The following is a 19,086-nucleotide window of genomic DNA, read 5'->3' on the forward strand; positions in this document are numbered from 1 at the left end:
AAACCGATTAGTATGGCGATTTAAAAAGGAATTGCCATGCTAAAGTTTATATCTTTATTTTTAATTTTATCACTTCTTAGTTGCTCAACAAATTTCAATTCTCGTTATATTGCCTCTATTGATTCTCAATCAATTTCATCTGTTACAGTTGTCGATGACTTCCAAGGTGAGTTTGGTGGAGAGGATAATTTTAAACAGCTACAAAATCTTGTTGATGATTACAATGTTAAATATGGCAGTGGTGATTTTAATGGATATAATCTCCAGCACGTAAGAGTTGAACTTGTAGATATAACAGAGAAGCGTCTCATCTCTGATTCGCAAGTCTTGGCCATTGATGCAGAAGTAGACGAGGATAGTTTTCACCGAATTAAAATCTATTACGATTCAAAAGTTAAGAAGAATCTTTCAAACCTTTCACTTGAGAGTGTACAAAATTTTTTAGAACTAATAAATAATTCTAAAGAAATGCCAAATGTCCTCAGTTTCTTTGAAATATCTTTAAATGCCAAACTAGGGGACCTGGGCTCAAAGAAAATCATTAAGCAACTTTACTTAGATAGTTTAAGTCAAATTGCTGAAGAGATTGATGGAGAGGTTATTCAGGCTTATATTTCTCGTGTTGAAGCAGAGATTGAAGAGCTAACAAAAGATATAAAATCAGAAGCGAAGAGTAGAAAAACTTTAGAAGCACAAAGAAAGGCGTCTATTGCTGCATTAGATAAGGCAAATGAAGATGGGCAACTTAGAACATTAATTCAAAAAGGTGATCGTCATGGTGCCGCTGATCTTATTGAAAAGTATATTCCTCGAGAGCAAATGACTCCGATGGAAAATCGCTTTTGGGATCACTTACTATATAAGATGAGAAATCCGGCACCAATTGAGAATAGAGTTATCATGTATCGAGGTACTGACGGAGATCCTCTTTATCCTGCAATAAAGGCGGGGACAGCACTTTCAAAAGAAGAGGCAATTGAAAAGTCTGAGCTTGTTGCCATGTCAACAATGATGACTAAGAATCAGGGTTCTTGGAATAGAAGACTACGCTCGCTTCAGGCCATCTATGGGAAGGATTTTTCAAAAAATCCAGATGGGGAGTCTTCAAAAGTGGGTGGTGCGAGAATTACTACTTGGATGAAAAATCACTCAATTGATCCCGTAGGGAGTCCATTTTTGTCATTTACATCGAGTTTTGAAACTGCTCATGCTGCAGGTGAGACGTCGATGGGGGCATTTCTTGTTGATCCAGAAGTATTGCTTTTTAATCAAATGTCTAAGTTTGGAAGTGAGATGGAATATTTGAAAACACTTATTACATTTCCTGATGAGATGGTTGCTTATTATGATGAGAGTGTTCATGGAGTAATGGATATTAATTCAATTTCTTCTATGTTTGAGGAAAAAATCAAAGCTAAATTAGAAATACAATTTGGAGAGAACTCTTCTAATGTATACGATAAGATTGTGTCTCGTTCAAAAGACTTTGCTGACTTTTACAAGTCAAATCTCGTTCCAGAAGTGTCGCCAGTTGTTGTTGAATATAAAGTAAAGGAAGGATTTTTTAAAAGATTTTTTAGAAAGCTTTTAAAGAAGCCGGCTCCAGTTGAAGAAGTTATTGAGGGGACTCAAGAAAAAATTGATACAAAAAATAATTGCCTCTATATTATCAAATCTTTCTCAAAATAAAAAAGCACCTTTCGGTGCTTTTTTATTTTATAAGCAGTCGTTTTGATCTCTAAAGTATCTGCTACAAATGTTACTTCCTGCTTCACAATCAGATGCAAGGCTTGAAGTATAACTTCTATAAGAACAAGTTCTTGGTTGTTGAGCATTAACTACAACATTGAATGCACCAGACATGACCTCAGATTTCTTCTTAGTTAGCTTGTATTCAATTTCATTTTCCCCAACCTGGAGCATTGGTCTCTGAGTTAAAGTCCAGATCCAAAGATTGAAGTTAGATTTACTAGATGTTCCTTTGAAAGAAGAAGACTTAGACTTTTTCTTTCCTCTACTATCAACATAAGTAAGAGTTACTTTATCTGCATCAACTACTTCATCAGTTACAAACTTTGACCCCATGCTTGGTGTGAGGTAAGAATCTGTACATCTAAAATTTGCATGTTTTGTCCCTTCAGCTGTAAAACAAGTAACAGAAACATTTCCAGAAACATAGTGAGCTTGGAATTCATCTCCTTTCTCAAGGCCAGCACTGAAAACAGATGCACTTAATAGAGTAGATAGCAATAGTACTTTCAACATTTGAAACTCCTTATCTTTTAAATAATTTATAACTTATGATAAGGCCTATCTCTGGTAACAACAATAGATGTAAGATGAAATGAGAAAGTGAGCTACTAAAGCTCACTTATTCTAACTTGACTGTATTTGTACATTATTTGACGCCAGTTTAAAATATTCTTATGCGTTAGATGAGACGCTAGTGTTGGGTCACTTGGAAGGATGTCATATACAAGAGACTCCATTGTAAACTGAATCGTTTGCATTCCAAGGTACAGTTCTGTAAAAAAGTCGATATCACCTTTTTGGTAGTGAGAAATAAGACTTGCTACATCAGTGTGGTTTTCACAGCTCGCACAACCATCACACATTCCGTAGTTTTCAATGAAGTTAAAGTGATCTTGTGCCTGAGAAGCAATTATTCTTTCCCTTTCCTCGGTTTGCTCGCTGAACTTTTCAATTAGTTTTAAAGCGAATAGAGGATTTTGATTAATTCCAATTAATAGTTGCTCATAAAATGTTGCATATAGTGAGGTGAACATTGAGTCTTCAATTAAAAAATTAAAAAAGTCATGTGAACTTCCTGCATCCTGTTTAATCGCATCGTAAGAGGCAAGAGCAAGATTAAATGGAGATGCCTCGCTACTTTCAAGATCATAAAAGATTTTCGCAAGAGGGTTTACAACTTTCTCTGGGTCATTCTTTTTGAAAATTTTATTCATCATAAGAGCTTCCTTAGTGGAGAGATAAAATACTCTACATTCTATTTTAGCAAAGACTTCTAAGTAGTGATAATTTTGGGAAGAGGCAAAATATGCCATGCCCTGGTTATGGGCATGGATTAGGCATGATTGAATGAATTGCTTCAATATCTGAGATAACTTCATCAGATAGTTCAATATTAATTGAATCAATATTGCTCTCTAACTGATCCATTTTTGTTGCCCCGATAATATTTGAAGTTACAAAATCTCGCGAGTTTACATAGGCCAGTGCCATTTGCGCTGGATCGAGCCCATGCTTACGGGCAAGGTTAACATATAGCTCAGTTGCTTGAGTTGCAATTTCTCCATTATATCGTGAGAAGCGAGTCCATTTTGTTAATCTTGCACCTTCTGGTCTTTGTCCTCCAAGATACTTCCCGGATAGGACTCCAAATCCAAGTGGAGAGTATGCTAGCAGTCCAGCATTCTCTCTGATTGAGATTTCAGACATCCCAACTTCATAAGAGCGATTAAGAAGACTGTAAGGATTTTGAACACTCATTACTCTTGGGAGGTTAAGATGTTTACTATGTTCTAGAAACTTCATTAAACCCCACGGAGTTTCATTTGAAACACCAATATGACGTATTTTTCCTGCCTTTATAAGCACCTGAAGAGCATGAAGAGTTTCTTCGATCTCAATAGCTTCCTCGTCATAGTTATGCTGATAACCACGTACTCCAAAGTAGTTTGTTGTTCTATCTGGCCAGTGAAGTTGGTATAGGTCGATATAGTCAGTTTTCAAACGAGATAAACTTGCATCGCATGCAGAGACAATATTCTTCTCGTTCAGACGATGAACTCCATCTCTTATATATGGCATTGAGTTATTTGGCCCTGCGACTTTTGAAGCAAGAACGATTTTATCTCTGTTCTTGTGCAAACCTTCCCAGTTTCCAATAATAGTTTCAGTTGCGCTATATGTTTCTGCCATTGGCGGTACAGGATACATTTCAGCAGTGTCTATAAAGTTCACGCCTTGTGATAAGGCATAGTCAAGTTGTTCATGTGCTTCTGCTTGAGTGTTTTGTTCTCCCCAAGTCATCGTTCCAAGGCAAATGACTGATACATCAATATTTGTATTACCAAGTTTTCTGTATAACATTTAAAACTCCAATTACTGATTTAGAAACTCTTCAATTTCTAAAGTTGTGTGTTTCTTTATACTGTTAATTAACCCGTAGATAATGAAGCCAAGAAAGATTAGGGTTGGAACAGAGATCACTGGAAAGCTTAGTGCTGTCATTTTTCCAAGGCTTTCATTGAACTCGACAGAACCAGGCTCGCCTTGGAGAATCATTACGGCCAAGACATAATTAAGCACTGCAGATAGAAAAAATGTACAACTCAGCCAAATACCGGCAGACGCTATCTTTTTCTCAAAAAGATTTTCATGACCAGAATTTTTGAATTCTTCATCAATTTTTTCAAGATTAAAAATCTGTGCGAGTATTGTTCTGACTAAAGGATACTTTGTTCGTTGAGAAATAAGAACCGCAATACCAATAATAAGAGGAATAGAAGTCTCCTTAACAACCATCCAGGTTTTATTTAATTTGAAAAGTCCAATACCACCTGTTAATAAAACACTGATAAGTCCTAAAGCTGAGATGAAGTTAAACTTTTTCTTCGTAAAGAAGTCATATGCTCCATAGATGATTGGGAACGAGAGGGCGAGAACCAGCGAATAAACTTGTCCAAGATGCTCTTCAGAGCTAAATTTGGTCAAGATAACACTTGGGATAACAACGTTGATAATAAGATTTAAAAATCCACTGTCTTTCTTTTTATTTTCTGTATTTTCCATGCAGCTAGTGTAGATTTCTATTCACTATAATTAAAGAGTAAAATGTCCGCGCGTTCTGCTCGGTTATTGTTTCAAATTCTTACACCTGTTTTTTTATATTTACGATCCATATCAACTACGTAATTCTAAAAACTATTAAAAATATATCAATCAAGGATGATGATTATGAAAAGAATTTTTGTTGCTGCCGCTCTGGTATTCGCGACTCCTGTGCTTGCTCAGAACTTTAATGGTTACATTGTTAAATTAAAAAATAACGCAGAAAGTTTTTCTCTTCCAAAGTCAATGAGTGCAGTAGAGACACTTAGTACAAGTTTTGGTACTTATGCTGTTGTTCAACCTGCTGAAGGTCTTGAACAAGAATCTGTAGAAATGCTTAAGAATGATTCAAATATCGAATACGTTGAAAAAAACTGGATTGTCACACTTGATAATGAAGTAACTTCTGAAGTTATGACATCAACAGATTCAATGTATTCTAAGCAGTGGGGTTTAAAGAACACAGGAACAAATAGCGGTGGTTGGTTCTCTTCTGGTAAGGCCGGGGAAGATGTTAACGCTGAAAGAGCTTGGGAAATTCAAAAAGGTAATAAAGATATCGTTGTAGCAGTTATCGATACTGGTATCGATTATAGACATCCGGATCTTCAGGCAAACCTATGGGTGAATGAAGCTGAGAAGAATGGGGAGCCGGGAGTTGATGATGATGGGAACGGATTTGTTGACGATGTTTATGGATACGACTTTGCTAATAATGACGCAGACCCAATCGATGGTCATTCACATGGTACTCACTGTGCTGGTGTTATTGGCGCTGCTCATAATGGCCAAGGTGTAATGGGTGTGATGAGTAAAGTTAAGCTAATGGGGATCAAGTTTCTTTCTGATAGTGGAAGTGGAGAAACTATTGGCGCAATCAAGTCTATTGAATACGCAATTAAAAATGGTGCAAATATTATGTCTAATTCTTGGGGTGGAGGAGAAAGATCTGAAGCACTTAAAGAAGCAATTGTTGCGGCGAAAGACGCTGGAATCCTTTTTGTAGCTGCTGCTGGAAATGAGTCAAATAATAATGATTCAAGACCAACTTACCCAGCCAGCTATGATGTAGAAAACGTTATTACTGTTGGTGCAATGGATGGTAAAGGGAATAAGGCAAGTTTTTCTAACTATGGAAAAGAGTCTGTTCACGTTTTCGCTCCAGGTGTAAATATTCTTTCAACTGTTAAGAATGGTGGATACCAAAAAATGTCAGGAACTTCGATGGCAACTCCAATGGTTTCAGGTGTACTTGGTCTTCTACTTTCTCAAGAAGAGGGAATTAATTTTTCTGATGCTAAGACTAGATTAATGGAATCTACTGTTAGAAACTCATCACTTTCTAAATTCTCTATCGACGGTAGAGTTGATGCATTTAGAATGCTTAGAGGTGAGAGAAACTAATTTTAAGATAATTCAAGTGTGTGAATGGAAAAAGGACTCAGTAATGAGTCCTTTTTTTATTTCTTAATAAGCAGTTTAAAACTGATTCTTTTCTAGCTATTGCTCTTTGCAGCTCCAGTCAAATGAGTGAATATCATATTCTGGAATTCTAGCAAAGGCCCAGAATTTATCTTCATTCTCTCTAACTTTATCGATTTTTACTCTGAAATTCCCCGTCGTAAACTCAAGAATTCTTCCATCATACTTTGAAATAAGATTAACTTTCTTAGAGTAGGTTTTATCAATACCGTTTTGATAAGCTTGAACTTCTACTTCATATGTCTCTTTACTCCCTAGAGTTTTCTTGTAAATGAATAAACGATCAACTGGAGAGCTTGTTTTCTTATGTGGGCATTCAAATAGTAACTCTTTTTTTGCGAGTGGTGCTGCATATGTATTTAAAGTAGAGATAGTAGATAAAAGTAGAAGAGAGAGCTTCATTAACAATCCTTGTTTTTGATTCAATGAAGCTCATTTTAAATGTATTTTCTATTTTAGTCTAGAGACTAAAAGATTCTTTGCTTTAAAATCTTTGAAAAATTCGAGCGAATATTCTCATCACTCAATTCTTTATTTTCTCTTTCAAGTGGACGAGTTGCCCAGCGGCAATAATTCTCTGCTTGGTCATGTGTTGTGTAATTTGATCCTGATTCAAAAAGATTACTCTTGTATTCAAAGGCCAGGTTTGGATAATCCTTGCAGTATGATGGTTTTTTGAAAATCTCTGTAACGAATGTTGAAATAAGATTATCTATGATATCTTGGTACTCTTTAACTTCTTTCGAGTGTGACATATCAGCAACAAGATCAAAGTCGAGTGGGATACTTTGAGTTCTTGATGCATTTAATAAGATACACTTATCAATTGCCAGCTTATCTCCAGTTGGAATACTGTCAACGAATGTGTCCATACATGCCAATGTGACTTGTTTAGGATCAGCTCCTTTTAGTATATCCTTAAGGCTTGTTGACGATCTTGTCATACAGTTTGAAGTTTTATACTCAATTGATTTGAAAACTTCGTCTTTAAGAAATCTATATTTTTCAGGTGCGTTTTGTTCAAGAAATTTTGGATTAACAATATATGCAGAAAATGATTCTGCAAAGTCTTCTGCTGGTGATGATGTTGAATAATTACTAACAAAGTTCTTGGAGTCATCGAGAATTTTCAAATCTCTCGGGTCTGTTGTTTCACTTTGCCATGAAGATAAGCTTACCCAGTAGTGTGTATAGTCATGTTCATCGATTGCGGTCATGTCGGAGATATTATGACCAATTTCGTGAAGAATCGTCGTTATCTTCTCGTTTCGAGGTATGTCACTAAATAGGTTATAAAAGCGAAGAGCACTGTCCGCAATTACGTTGCCATCGTACTTTGCGATTTTCTTAAAGTGTGTACCAAACTTATAGTGTTTGAAAACTGTACTTGGAAGCATATGAAGAGCTGCTCTGATTGATTCAAGTTCTTCTTTGTTAAAGAAGTTCCTATTTTCATAATGATCATCCTTTCCGTAGAACTTTGTCGCATATGGTGAAAGGTTGAAATTAAATTTATCTAAAAAGTAAAAGTAATAAACGCCAAGTCCTTTACCAAAAATCTTATCTGCAATACATACTTCATGCTTACAAGTTTCAATTCCAGGGTAGCCCTTAATGATATCGATATTAGAGTAAAAAGACTCTTTATAAGTGTCTGAATAAAAGAAGCGATTAAGTAGTTGAACAAGCCCCGTGCGAGGTGCTTGAATTTTTATACCTTTCCATTCGATAGGTTCATATGTTCTTTTGTGTTTTGAAGTTAAATAAGTTTGGAGATCTTCATTCTTTGGAAGGCACTGAGCTGCCTTAGAATTTGTTAAATCTGGTTGGTCATAAGATTCTAGTGCCCAAGAAGATGTAAGTTGTAGAAAAATAAGACAGATAAATCTAAGCTTTTTCATGAAAACCCTTGTTTTTATAATGTGTGTAGCTTTTATTAAGCATATTCCATGCCAGTTTTACTGACATAAATGTATCCTTTGCGTCAGTGTAATCAATTTAAATTTAGAGAATCTCCAAGTATAAGTGTCAATAGTTTGTACAGCTCTATAAGTTTTCCATGAAGAGGATAATTTTGAGCTAAAGATCGATATATTAAACATAATTAGGAGATTTTTATGCATATTCTTAGAGACATCAAATATTGTCTTTTTGCTATCTTTAACTGGATTGGACACAATATTCACAATATGTACGGTATTGTTAATGTCTTCGACATTATGTGGTTAAGACCTTTACCTGGAGGACTTTTAAAAGAGGATCATCCATTTGCCACAGGAATTAATCCTGAGGACGGTGAAGTCATTTGGTACAAGAATATCGCTTATCAATCGAAGAGAAAGAGAGAGTTTAAGCATTCTGATGAAGAGATTGTTGCTAAGATTATGACCTATCTCGCACGAATGGTTGAAACATCGAGTTCAAGTCATTTCTACCCAAGAGGGAGAAAGAACAGAATGCCACCAGCTGTAAACTATATACATGGAACAGTTCATTATAATGGTGTATCGCTAATCTTTGATGACTTTCAAGATGCTTTGGAGCATTTTACTGACCCCGTTTTTTATAAAGATTTTTTTAAAATGATAATGAAAGAAAAGCGTGAACCGACGATTATCTTCCGTGATAAGGATTATGACCCAGAAGAATTTGCAATCTTTTCATGTTTCATGAAGACCAGGTTTCCATTCTTTGGAAATCCAAATGGAAACAAGAAAAGACTTCACTGGGGAACACCATCTCCATGGCCTGCATTTAACCTTATCGCTGGATGGTGGATTGAGCCAACAAAGAAACTGAGAGATGTGAAAAATCATTCTTTAGTTCTTAGAGCTCCATTTGTTCAAGGTGTTTATCTCCAAAGAAGTGACTATGGAAAACTGGGGCGTAGTTCTTATATGTTTCCAGAAAAGTTATGGTCACGCTTCACATATTTTAGAATTAAGCTGCGTGGTGATCGTGGTGGTATGTATTTCACAGATAAGAGAAAAATCGATAAAGGTTTTCTCTATGACCCGTCAAATCTCATTACTTTGAAAGAAAGAATTTATGAAAAAATCATGGGAGAGATTTAGAGAATGAGGCATCCTGAACTTCTCGATATTAACAAAAATGCAGTTCAGTACGGAAGGTGGCTTCTTCCAAAGGACTTTAAGCTTCATAAAGAAGTTTTAATCGCTTTTTCTGAAAAAAACGGACACATGTATTTAATTGCAGGGCAGTATGAAATGCATGGTCATTTCATTTACATGCGAACATTTAAAAAGCTTTTTACTCCACGTTCACCTCAGCCGATTGTCTATATAAGGTTTAAAAATCTTAGTAATAAAAGTATCGAAAAAATTGAGCGCTATATTGAAAGTAATGAAGGTGTAAGACATTCAAGCTGTATTAATTATGTTTTGATTACATTGTTCACATCCCTTGGGATAGTTATTAATCATGATAAGCGTAGTCTGATTTTAAAGCTTAGAGACTGTCTTGATGGTTGTCTATTTGGAGATGTGAAGATTCATAGTCAAAGTACAGAAGTTGAAGTGTTTAAAACTAAAGACTGGTCAATGTATGAGATCTATACTCATTTTGATAAAATAGAAAAAAGATTTTTAAATCTTTTGATGCTGAGTCGAGTTTTGGAGAAAATGAGTATTGGCATTTGGAGAAAAGATATTAGAAATTTCTATAAGCTGTATTTTACAAATTCTATTCAGTATATTCAAACAATTCTTCATAGGTATATTTAGTGATTCATGAAGTTGCGATAATAGGAGCTGGCCCAAGTGGAATCAGCTTGGCCCAAGCACTTAAAGAAAAGTGTATTTCAAGTATTATTCTTGAAATGGGGGAGTGCGGTAATTCATGGGCCAATATGCCAGATCATCTTGGGACAATTACCTTTTGGAAGTCTAATTGTCTGCGTCCAAAAGACTTGACCATGAATAAACAAAATAAAATTTCGAAAGCAAGTGAGATTGTTCAATATTTACAATACATGGCAAAAGGATTAGATATTCGTTTCTCCACGAAAGTGGAGTCGATCACTAAGAGAGAAAGTCACTATATTGTGATGACTAGTTCTGGTGAGATTGAAGCAAAGAGAGTCGTTCTTGCTACAGGATACTTTTACAATCCCTTTATTCCAGATTTTAAAAAAGAAAATGTTTCGCTTAAAGAAATTCACTTTGCTGAATATAAGAATAGAGCGAGTGTTGGTGAGGCTAAAAACATACTTGTCGTTGGAAAAGGTTTATCGGCCGGTCAAATTATTGAGGAACTTTGTCCTCATGAAGATCTTGATATTTCGATATCAACCCGTGGTGATATAAAATTTGGAGCGAATGATTTTCTTTCAAAGATGACTCTGTTTCTACTTCCTCTTTTTGATCTTCTTTATGGTCTAGTCAGTAATAAAAAGATGATTGTTCCAATGGGATATGGGGCAAAGAAATATGTTAAGAATCGATTTCCTAATATCGCAAAAATATCTGAGAAGAGAGTCTTCTTTAGCAATGGTGATTCGAGGGATTTTGATCTCATTATTTACTGTACTGGCTTTAGATCAGTTGCCAGTAAAATTCTTGGTGAGGACAAGATTATAAATTTTGAGTCTCAAAAAAATGAAGGAGTTTTTTATTTAGGCCTTGAAGGACTAAGAAACTTTAAAAGTCGATTTTTAAGGGGAATAAGAGAGGATGCGATTGCCTTAGCATCAATCATCGAGAAAAAAGTAAAAGGAGAAGTACGATGAGACATGTACTCCAGTACTTACTTGATAGACCTCTTGTAACTAAGTTTGTCTTTATCTTTATCTTTTGTGCCTCTCTTTTAGGTGTTTTGAAGGTTCAGCGTACAAGTTATCCTCAAGTTGATCTTCATAAAGTATCAATTCAAACATTTTATCCAGGTGCTTCTCCACAAGATGTTGAAAATAATGTGACCTCCCTTATTGAAAGAGAGTTGAAAAGAGTATCTGGAATTAAGTATCATTCGTCTCGATCTCTTGAGGGACAATCTTCCATTATGATTATCTTAGACCAAGATTATTCTCGACTTGATACTGTAAAAGATAATATTCAAAGAGCTGTTGACAACGTAACAAATCTTCCTTCTCGAGTGAAGGGAAGGCCAATTATAACAGAAATAAAGGTTGAAAACTTCCCGATTTATGATGTTGCTATTATCTGGGAAGGACAAAGTGAAGCAAAAACACTTGAGCTTGCCAAGCGTCTTGAAAGAAAACTTCTTCAGTTAAAGGATATCGTGGCCGTAGATATCAGTGGAGAGAGAGACAGAGAGTTAATTGTTCAGCTTGACCTCGAAAAAATTAATCAGCTTAATCTTTCTTTTAGTGAAATTATCCATGTGCTAAAAAGCAATAATATTCGTTCTTTTGGAACAAAGGTTGAATCATTTATTGATGAGAGACAAATTTTAACAATTTCTCGTTTTGATTCTCCTGAAAAGCTTGGCGAGTTAATTGTGAGATCTAACGATTCAGGCAAGAGTGTTCAATTAAAGGATATTGCTAGTATTGCGGATGGATTTAGTCAAAAGAATATTATTACGAGATATAATGGAAAAGAAGGAGTCGGGCTTTGGCTATATAAGAGTAAAAGTGGCGATATTCTAAATACAGTCGAGAAAATAAAAAAGACTGTTTCTGAGTTCCAAAATGGACTTGCAAATGACAAAGTAAAATTTGTAACAACACATGATCTTTCACTTGAGACGAAATCTCGCTTAAATATGGTTTATGGCAACATCTTCTTAGGTCTTATTCTTGTGCTCGTTGTTCTCTTTATTTTCTTTAATGCGAAAATGGCATTCTGGGTAGCAATGGGAATTCCGTTTAGTTTAGCATTTCTATGGATATTAATGCCTATACTGGGTATTACGCTTAACTCTATATCTTTGTGTGGAATTATTATTGTTCTTGGTATGATTGTGGATGATGCAATTATTGTTTCAGAATCTATTTATGAACGAGAAATTATTAATGATGAAAGTCTAATTCAAGCTGTCTTGCAAGTCTCTCGACCGATTTTTAGTACTATTTTTACTACAATTATTGCTTTTTTACCAATTTACTTCATGCCTGGTATGATTGGACAGTTTGTAAAAGAAATTCCCTCTGTTGTAATTATCACATTAGTAGGTAGCTTTATTGAGTCGTTGCTATTTTTACCTGTACATTTACGTCATGTAGGAAAGACCGAATCACAAAGCTCTTTAGGGAAAAAGATTCTTTTAAAATTTCAAAATATCTATTCTAGGTCATTAGGTATATTCCTTGAAAATTATAAGATGTCTGCTCTGGCGGTATTAGCATTTATTTTGAGCGGGACGTTTTTAAGTATAAAAACTTTTAAAGTGGTAATGTTCCCAGAGAATCAATCTCAGCGGATATATTTATATGGCGATGTTAAAAGAGGTAAAACCTTAAACTACACTAACTCTGTGGTTGCTGAGGTTGAAAAGATACTATCTCCTTATGTGGGAAAAGAGGTTACATCTTACCGTTCAAGAGTTGGAAGGAATTTCGAAGGCCAATATCACTGTGAACAGTGCTTTTATGTGAAAGTTGAGTTAACTCACTTTACTCAAAGGGATAAGACTGCTCTTGATATTGATAGTGAGATAAGAGAAAAGCTTAAAGTTGTAAGTGACTTGAAAAGTTTTGGAATAAAGATTGATTCCGGTGCACCACCAGAGAAGAATGACTTCGAGATTAGTTTTCTCTCCAAAGATATGCAAAAGCGTCTGTCTGCACTTGAAGAAGTGAAAACCCTTCTTAAAAGTAAGAATGTTGTCGTTACAGATGATGTTGAGTTTCTAGAAAACTCTTTTGTTCTTGAACCTGATTATGCGGAATTGTCTCGCTTGAAAGTTAATCTCGTTGATGTAACCAATGCCTTAATTGTTGTATATGGTGGGGAAGTTGTTGGTTTTTTTAACCAAGGTTTGGAGAGAACATATTATCGAGTGATGGCGAAAAAGGATGCGAATGCGCTGGAAAATCCACTCCTTGGGATCAAGGTTTTGAATGCGAATGGAAGAAATATTGATATCTCAAAAGTCGTGAAGATGAGAAGTCAGCGGGCCTTAAATAGTGTTTATCACTATAATGGTGATGTTGCGAATACTCTCTTTGTTGCAAAGACTGTTAAAGATGTGGACGTTGATTATTTAAGAACGATTACAAAAGAAATGGTTAAAGATGGTAAAGATATTGATGTTATTATTTCAGGAAAAAAGATAGACTCTTTGAATGCAAATTATGAAGTAGTGCTAATTTTCTTGCTTGCTCTACTACTTATTTACTTCTTCCTTGTTATTCAGTTTTCGTCTTTGTGGGTGCCATTTATTATTTCATCATCAATTCCTGTGGGAATGATTGGAGTCGTTTTTACTTTTTATTTACATGGAATGCCCATTTCGATGATGGCGCTATTGGGTCTTGTAGGGTTTTCAGGAGTTGTTATCAACGATGCTCTTTTAATGATTGAAGTAATTAGTGTGTTAAAAAATAAAGAAGGTTGTCTAGTTGTTGACGATCTCATTATTGAGGCAAGGAAACGTTTTACTCCCATTTTTTTGACAACTGTTACAACAATTGCAGGCCTCGCCCCAAGTGTTTATGGTTTTCTTGGGGGGACAGATGCTTTTGTTTCTCCAATGGTTCTCGCGATGGGAAGTGGTTTGTTATTTGGTACGATCTCTGATCTATATCTGATCCCACTTATTTATCGCTTTATTTTTGCTAAAAGATTTGGAATTTCGTAATGAGAGCAAAGGTTCTAGGTTATATTCAAAATGTAATCTTCTTCGCAGGTTTTGTCTTTATTTGCCATTTCTTGATTATAAATAGTCGTAAGATTCCTAGCTTTGGTTTTCTAGTATACTTTGGTCTTATTTTTAATTATTTTCTTTTTTATTTATTTCTCTCTTTCGGGCAGAGGTCTGTTTTTAAAAATGGTATAGGTGTTTTAAAGTTATTGGATGTTAATATCCTGTCTAATTTCTTAAATCTTATTCTTCCGCTTAAAGCAGGGATTATTTATAAAGCTTCTGTTATCAAGAATAATCATGGTATCTCATATCGTGAATTTAGTATAAAGATGTTGTCTCTTTCTCTTATTAGTTTGCTTATTGTCTTTTTGGCCTTGGCCATCCTTTTATGCTTTTGGCAAAGCGGTGCAGTTCACAGTGTTTATATTGATCGTTATTTCTACTTTGTAATCACAGCAATCGTCTCAATCCTTTCAATCGTTATTGTGGTCATTTCGAAAAAGATTCAAAGTCTTGATCGAGTATCTCTGATTAAAATCATGACTTTTTATTTCTTTAGTTCAGTGACATATATAATAAAATTTCTTATTTATATCTATGCTTTTGGCCTTAATTCTTCGCTTTATGAAGTTAGTGTCATGACCTACTTGATTTTGGCAGCAGGTTTTATTTCGGTGCTTCCCGGTAATATCGGTTTGAGAGAATTGAGTTTAATAGGCGTGCTTTCAATGTTTCAAGTTGATGGAGACAGAGCTGTTCTTATTGCTTTTCTTGATCGCTTGATACAGATTTTATTCCTTGGTGGCTACAGCCTTGTATCTTTAGCGATAAAAAAGTATAAGCAAGAATCAGTGACAGGATTTGAATGGAATTACTAAATAAAATTAAATCGATGCTAAGTAAAGAAACAAAACCAATTCTTCCCTATGATCAAATTGGAGGGGAAGAGGTCCTACAAAAACTAGTTGATCGCTTCTACTTCCATATGGATACTAATCTCCAGGCAAAGGAGTGTCGTGATCTTCATGCCAAAAGTCTAGAAAGTGCCAACAAAAAACTATTTATGTTTCTCTCTGGTTGGCTTGGTGGGCCTTCTCTGTATATTGAGGCCTACGGTCATCCGATGATGAGACGTCGCCATTTCCCATTTAAAATTGGTCCTAAGGAAAGAGATCAGTGGTTATTATGTATGAGGCTAAGTCTTTCTGAGTTAAATCTTGAGGCCAAGCTTGATAGTCAACTCTGGGAGGGGTTTAGAAAGTTCGCTGAGCATATGAGAAATCACGAGGATTAATTCTTTAATTTCGAATCCACAAAGACTTTCTAACTCAATTTGTTTAAGTATTTCAATTGCTCTTTGTAGATGCCCGATACTCGCCGGTATACTCTGTAGTTTAAATTTTACCCCTGCTGCACCAATTTTTATAAGTGCCTGACAAAGCTTTGCCATATCTCCTTGGCGACCATTTGCATTCCAAATAGCTTCAAGATATGCATGGGCCTCCCAGAAATATTCTTCATTTAGAAGATCTATGCTGAAGAGGTAGTATTCATGAACTTTATAATTAGTTTCTGTTAACGGTTTTGACTCTGGTTCTCCTGAAAATTCCATATGGCCACCTTCTTTCAACGGGTGAGGAAAGCGACCAGGAATAAAGCGATAGCTTGGAAAGGGAATAGTTGAGTAACGCACTAGACTCTTGTGGACCAATCAAAATCAAAATTTAAGATACCTTCATCAATATGAAGTTTTGGAACAATTTTGTACCACTGCTTACTTTCAGGATCCCATTGGAATCTTGCTCGAGCAACTTTATTTTTGATTCTGTTGAATTCATCTACTTGATTTTTATCTTTCCAATTAGGTGCTTTAAGACTTGCAACAATCTTAATCTTTGGTCCCGAAGCAATTGTTGCCATACGAGCATAATCGTAGTGAGAAGCTATCTTTAGCATTGATAGAACATCAGTTACTGCACGATGAGGGAAAGGATTGATAAAACCGTGGGCATGCTCAAGTGCGGCCATGCTCTTATGAGTAATTTTTCTTGGGTATTCGATGTCATTTTGAGTGTCGATCCAAGTCTTTGTTGGAATTTCTAGACCATATCTTTTAAACATTGCTGTTAGCATTGGACGATCATACTTCTCACCATTATGGGCCATGAGGTAATCAGCTTTCTTAATAAGAAGAGCTAATCTTTCAAGTGCCATTTTGATTTCATCTGATTTCAGCCCATGATCTTTTAGGAGTTTGTCATCAATTCCTGTAAGCTCAATAACTTCTTCAGTCATTGGTATACGGTCGCGTTCGTCAATAAGTTCACTGAAGATTCTAATTGGTGAGTTGATTCTTGTATCCCAAAGAACAGCTCCGATCTCAGTAACGCGATCAACTTGTAAATTGACACCGGCCTCAACTAGATTTTCATTCATTCCTTCAAGGTCGATTCCTAAAATTAGCATATTATTTCCTTCGTTTCTTTTCCCTTACTCTAGCAAATTTAGAATCTTATTGTAAACATGATGCTTTGCGTATCACGCACGGCGCACGAGTATTTTTTGGACATTAGGTGCTATTTTGACAATAATTTAACCTATTAGTGACATTAATTGATTTTTTTAGTTTTAGGATCTTAGAGTGAGGCCATACCTTCTACTTATATTCACTGCAGTTATCTTAGCTTTCTACTCGGGAAAGTATATTTTAAAGTTCCAAGGACCTGGTTCAGCATCGAGTTCAGACTTGGTTGAAATTACTAAAACTAAGCTTGAGTTTCAAAAAAGTGTAACTCCTTATGCGATCGTTAACTTCTCATCACTTTATTATAATGATGACCAACTTGATCTCTTAAATCCTGCATTGGTAATTGATAATCAGAACGAGGATGTTCTGACTTCCACTAAGAATTGTTCGACAGTAAAACAACTTAGAACATATATGGAAGTTTCAAAAGAAAATGTATGGGAACAATTTCGCTGTCAAAATATTAAGGATCTTCCATTTTGGTTTTTTAAACGTGCTCCGTTTATGCATCCAAGCGGGAGTAGTTATGCTTATCTATATTTTCGTCATAAACGGCTTAGTGGAAATAATATTAAATGGGATGAACTTAAAGAGCTTTTAAGTTTTTTCCATCTTAAGGAACTCGCGACTGTTCAAAGAGAAGTAGGTCCTCTTGGTGGAATTTATGGAATTCTTGCTGGGCTTGATGAGCAATCAATTTATAACCTAATCAATAGGGAAGGTACGATCCTAACGAAGGAGTTCTTACTTGCGAGAATTAACTACCCTCGAGCTCTAAATATTCTCGAATATCGTTTCTATCTTAGAGATGATTTGAACAACTTTTTAGAAACGACACCTTTTCAAGCTTCTAAGGCCTACCATGGTAAGACATGCTTGTATGTCGATGGACCGATTTGCTGGCGATATAATGTAAAACACCTTTTCCAAATGATAAGTTTCTCTACTGTCTTTTCATTTGTAGGAATTGTTGTAATTTTATTTTTAATTCTGTGGCTTCTTTTTTCTAAGATACGACAGGATAAGAATGAAGAGAATAGAAGAAAAATGGCCCTGCAGGTTCTTACCCATGAGTTTAGAACACCTGTCGCAAGTCTCATTCTTATTTTTGAAAAGCTTAATCGCAAGATGAATGAGTATAATGAAGAAACACAGGAAGATCTCCTGAGGCTTTCAGCAGAAATATATCGTCTTCAAAGACTTACAGAGAAGAGTAAGCATTACCTTCAGGGGCAGGGGGTTGATGGTCTTGTAAACTTTAATTTCGAAGTTTGTGACTATGTTGAAGATGTTATTTACGACGTTATTGCACCGATTGAAATGAATTATGACAAGAGAGTAAATACATCTTTTAAGAAAGTTCCTAAAGAGGCTTGTCTTGATTTATACTGGTTTCAAATTATTATAAAAAATCTTGTCGAAAACGCCTTTGCTCATGGGCAAGGTGAAGTATCTCTTTCTGTCGATACAATCAAAGATACAATCCAAATTGTTGTATCTGATGAAGGCGAGTCAAGTAGAACTTTAGATGAATTAACGAAAGAATTTATTAAAGGAAATAAGAGCCAGGGAAGTGGGCTCGGCTTAAGTATTGTAAGTAAAGTTATTAAAGAATGGGGCGGTACTTTGAAGCTCATTCAAAAACCTACGACATTTACTTTGGTATTACCGCTAAAAAAGAAGTGAGGGGACGATGGAGAAAATTCTACTAGTTGAAGATGATCAAGGTTTAGGAAAAAGTATTCAAGAGTTTTTGAAGATGGAAGGCTTCGATGTTACTTGGGTAACTTCTCTCGCTGAAGCATTTGCTACAGATGTAAAAAATTATAATCTTGTTGTTCAGGATTGGATGCTTCCAGATGGGCAGGGAATTGATTATTTAAAAAAGCTTAGAAATGACGCTGTTCAGATTCCAGTGATTATGTTGACCGCAAAAACTGATCTTATTGATAAAGTTATAGGCCTTGAAAGCGGTGCTAACGATTATATTACAAAACCATTCGAACCAAGAGAGCTTCTTGCTCGTGTTCGTGTTCAAATGCGCCAAAAAGCAACAGAATTATCTCATAAGAGCGTCGTCAAAGGTATTGTTGAGCTTGGTAACTTAAAGCTAGACCTTGATACAAGAGAAGTGTTTTGGAGTGGAGCTGCGGTGGAGCTTACGAAAATGGAATTCGATTTTTTAAAGTTACTTGTCGATAATCCAAATCGAGCACTATCTCGTGATGAAATTCTCAATAAGGTTTGGGGATATGAAAGTTATCCATCAACGAGAACAGTTGATACTCATGTTCTACAGCTGCGTCAGAAGCTTGATGATGCTTTAATTGAAACTGTTCGTGGAATTGGTTATAAACTTAAGGTTTAATTGACAAAGATTTGACAGAGAGTTCACACCTCTAAGTATTTAGTATGCCATACTAATCTTCGATGAG

The 19,086-nt window shown here is 35.5% G+C and carries 18 protein-coding genes; 10 read left to right on the forward strand and 8 right to left on the reverse strand.

Translation table 11 applies throughout. The features are described from left to right. The first annotated feature begins 36 nt into the window (after positions 1 to 36). The gene (locus M900_RS13655) at positions 37 to 1,689 is read left to right on the forward strand and encodes a hypothetical protein (protein WP_021275386.1); all 1,653 of its coding nucleotides are present in this window, start codon (positions 37 to 39) and stop codon (positions 1,687 to 1,689) included. Between the two features lie 27 nt (positions 1,690 to 1,716). On the opposite strand, the gene M900_RS17350 is transcribed toward M900_RS13655, so the two are convergent. The 4 genes from M900_RS17350 to M900_RS13675 all read right to left on the reverse strand — a co-directional run bounded on the left by M900_RS17350 (position 1,717) and on the right by M900_RS13675 (position 4,815). Beyond that, positions 1,717 to 2,265 carry a hypothetical protein gene (locus tag M900_RS17350; RefSeq protein ID WP_021275313.1) on the reverse strand — a complete coding sequence of 183 codons (549 nt, stop codon included), beginning with the start codon at positions 2,263 to 2,265 and terminating at the stop codon, positions 1,717 to 1,719. Between the two features lie 95 nt (positions 2,266 to 2,360). Beyond that, a complete protein-coding gene (locus M900_RS13665; RefSeq protein WP_021275493.1) occupies positions 2,361 to 2,969 on the reverse strand; it encodes a hypothetical protein in 609 nt (202 codons plus the stop codon). A 103-nt stretch (positions 2,970 to 3,072) separates the two neighbouring features. Further along, a complete protein-coding gene (locus tag M900_RS13670) occupies positions 3,073 to 4,113 on the reverse strand; it encodes an NADP(H)-dependent aldo-keto reductase (RefSeq protein WP_021275383.1) in 1,041 nt (346 codons plus the stop codon). A gap of 12 nt (positions 4,114 to 4,125) precedes the next feature. Continuing rightward, a complete protein-coding gene (locus M900_RS13675; RefSeq protein ID WP_021275441.1) occupies positions 4,126 to 4,815 on the reverse strand; it encodes a VC0807 family protein in 690 nt (229 codons plus the stop codon). A 165-nt stretch (positions 4,816 to 4,980) separates the two neighbouring features. On the opposite strand from M900_RS13675, the gene M900_RS13680 reads away from it, so the two are divergent. Further along, positions 4,981 to 6,258 (forward strand): S8 family peptidase, encoded by a 1,278-nt coding sequence (locus M900_RS13680; RefSeq protein ID WP_021275320.1) that lies wholly within the window; start codon positions 4,981 to 4,983, stop codon positions 6,256 to 6,258. A 96-nt stretch (positions 6,259 to 6,354) separates the two neighbouring features. On the opposite strand, the gene M900_RS13685 is transcribed toward M900_RS13680, so the two are convergent. Together M900_RS13685 and M900_RS13690 are read right to left on the reverse strand one after the other, a co-directional pair. Further along, on the reverse strand, positions 6,355 to 6,738 hold the full coding sequence (locus M900_RS13685; RefSeq protein ID WP_021275402.1) for a hypothetical protein: 384 nt from the start codon (positions 6,736 to 6,738) through the stop codon (positions 6,355 to 6,357). Between the two features lie 65 nt (positions 6,739 to 6,803). Next, complete coding sequence (locus tag M900_RS13690; protein ID WP_021275287.1) at positions 6,804 to 8,237, reverse strand: putative zinc-binding metallopeptidase; 1,434 nt, start codon at positions 8,235 to 8,237, stop codon at positions 6,804 to 6,806. A gap of 216 nt (positions 8,238 to 8,453) precedes the next feature. Between M900_RS13690 and M900_RS13695 the strand changes: the two genes are divergently transcribed. The 6 genes from M900_RS13695 to M900_RS13720 are packed head-to-tail and all read left to right on the forward strand — an operon-like array spanning position 8,454 to position 15,418. Next, positions 8,454 to 9,410 (forward strand): hypothetical protein, encoded by a 957-nt coding sequence (locus M900_RS13695; RefSeq protein WP_021275319.1) that lies wholly within the window; start codon positions 8,454 to 8,456, stop codon positions 9,408 to 9,410. A 3-nt stretch (positions 9,411 to 9,413) separates the two neighbouring features. After that, a complete protein-coding gene (locus M900_RS13700; RefSeq protein ID WP_021275641.1) occupies positions 9,414 to 10,079 on the forward strand; it encodes a hypothetical protein in 666 nt (221 codons plus the stop codon). After that, a complete protein-coding gene (locus tag M900_RS13705) occupies positions 10,079 to 11,083 on the forward strand; it encodes an NAD(P)-binding domain-containing protein (protein ID WP_021275496.1) in 1,005 nt (334 codons plus the stop codon). The genes M900_RS13700 and M900_RS13705 overlap by 1 nt, the downstream gene beginning before the upstream one ends. Further along, positions 11,080 to 14,118, forward strand: a complete 3,039-nt coding sequence (locus tag M900_RS13710) for an efflux RND transporter permease subunit (RefSeq protein WP_021275442.1) — start codon at positions 11,080 to 11,082, stop codon at positions 14,116 to 14,118. The genes M900_RS13705 and M900_RS13710 overlap by 4 nt, the downstream gene beginning before the upstream one ends. Then, positions 14,118 to 15,002 (forward strand): lysylphosphatidylglycerol synthase domain-containing protein, encoded by an 885-nt coding sequence (locus tag M900_RS13715; protein ID WP_021275655.1) that lies wholly within the window; start codon positions 14,118 to 14,120, stop codon positions 15,000 to 15,002. The genes M900_RS13710 and M900_RS13715 overlap by 1 nt, the downstream gene beginning before the upstream one ends. Beyond that, positions 14,990 to 15,418 (forward strand): group II truncated hemoglobin, encoded by a 429-nt coding sequence (locus M900_RS13720; protein WP_021275301.1) that lies wholly within the window; start codon positions 14,990 to 14,992, stop codon positions 15,416 to 15,418. The genes M900_RS13715 and M900_RS13720 overlap by 13 nt, the downstream gene beginning before the upstream one ends. Here M900_RS13720 and M900_RS17355 read toward each other — a convergent pair. Further along, on the reverse strand, positions 15,335 to 15,817 hold the full coding sequence (locus M900_RS17355) for a DUF309 domain-containing protein (RefSeq protein WP_052600826.1): 483 nt from the start codon (positions 15,815 to 15,817) through the stop codon (positions 15,335 to 15,337). The two genes, M900_RS13720 and M900_RS17355, sit on opposite strands and share 84 nt — an antisense overlap. Next, positions 15,817 to 16,590, reverse strand: a complete 774-nt coding sequence (locus M900_RS13735) for a 3'-5' exonuclease (RefSeq protein WP_021275594.1) — start codon at positions 16,588 to 16,590, stop codon at positions 15,817 to 15,819. The genes M900_RS17355 and M900_RS13735 overlap by 1 nt, the downstream gene beginning before the upstream one ends. A gap of 175 nt (positions 16,591 to 16,765) precedes the next feature. On the opposite strand from M900_RS13735, the gene M900_RS13740 reads away from it, so the two are divergent. Together M900_RS13740 and M900_RS13745 are read left to right on the forward strand one after the other, a co-directional pair. After that, complete coding sequence (locus M900_RS13740) at positions 16,766 to 18,337, forward strand: ATP-binding protein (RefSeq protein WP_021275488.1); 1,572 nt, start codon at positions 16,766 to 16,768, stop codon at positions 18,335 to 18,337. A 7-nt stretch (positions 18,338 to 18,344) separates the two neighbouring features. After that, on the forward strand, positions 18,345 to 19,019 hold the full coding sequence (locus M900_RS13745) for a response regulator transcription factor (RefSeq protein WP_021275589.1): 675 nt from the start codon (positions 18,345 to 18,347) through the stop codon (positions 19,017 to 19,019). Positions 19,020 to 19,086: the final 67 nt, after the last annotated feature.

It is taken from the genome of Bacteriovorax sp. Seq25_V, from assembly GCF_000447795.1.
Taxonomy (GTDB): domain Bacteria; phylum Bdellovibrionota; class Bacteriovoracia; order Bacteriovoracales; family Bacteriovoracaceae; genus Halobacteriovorax_A.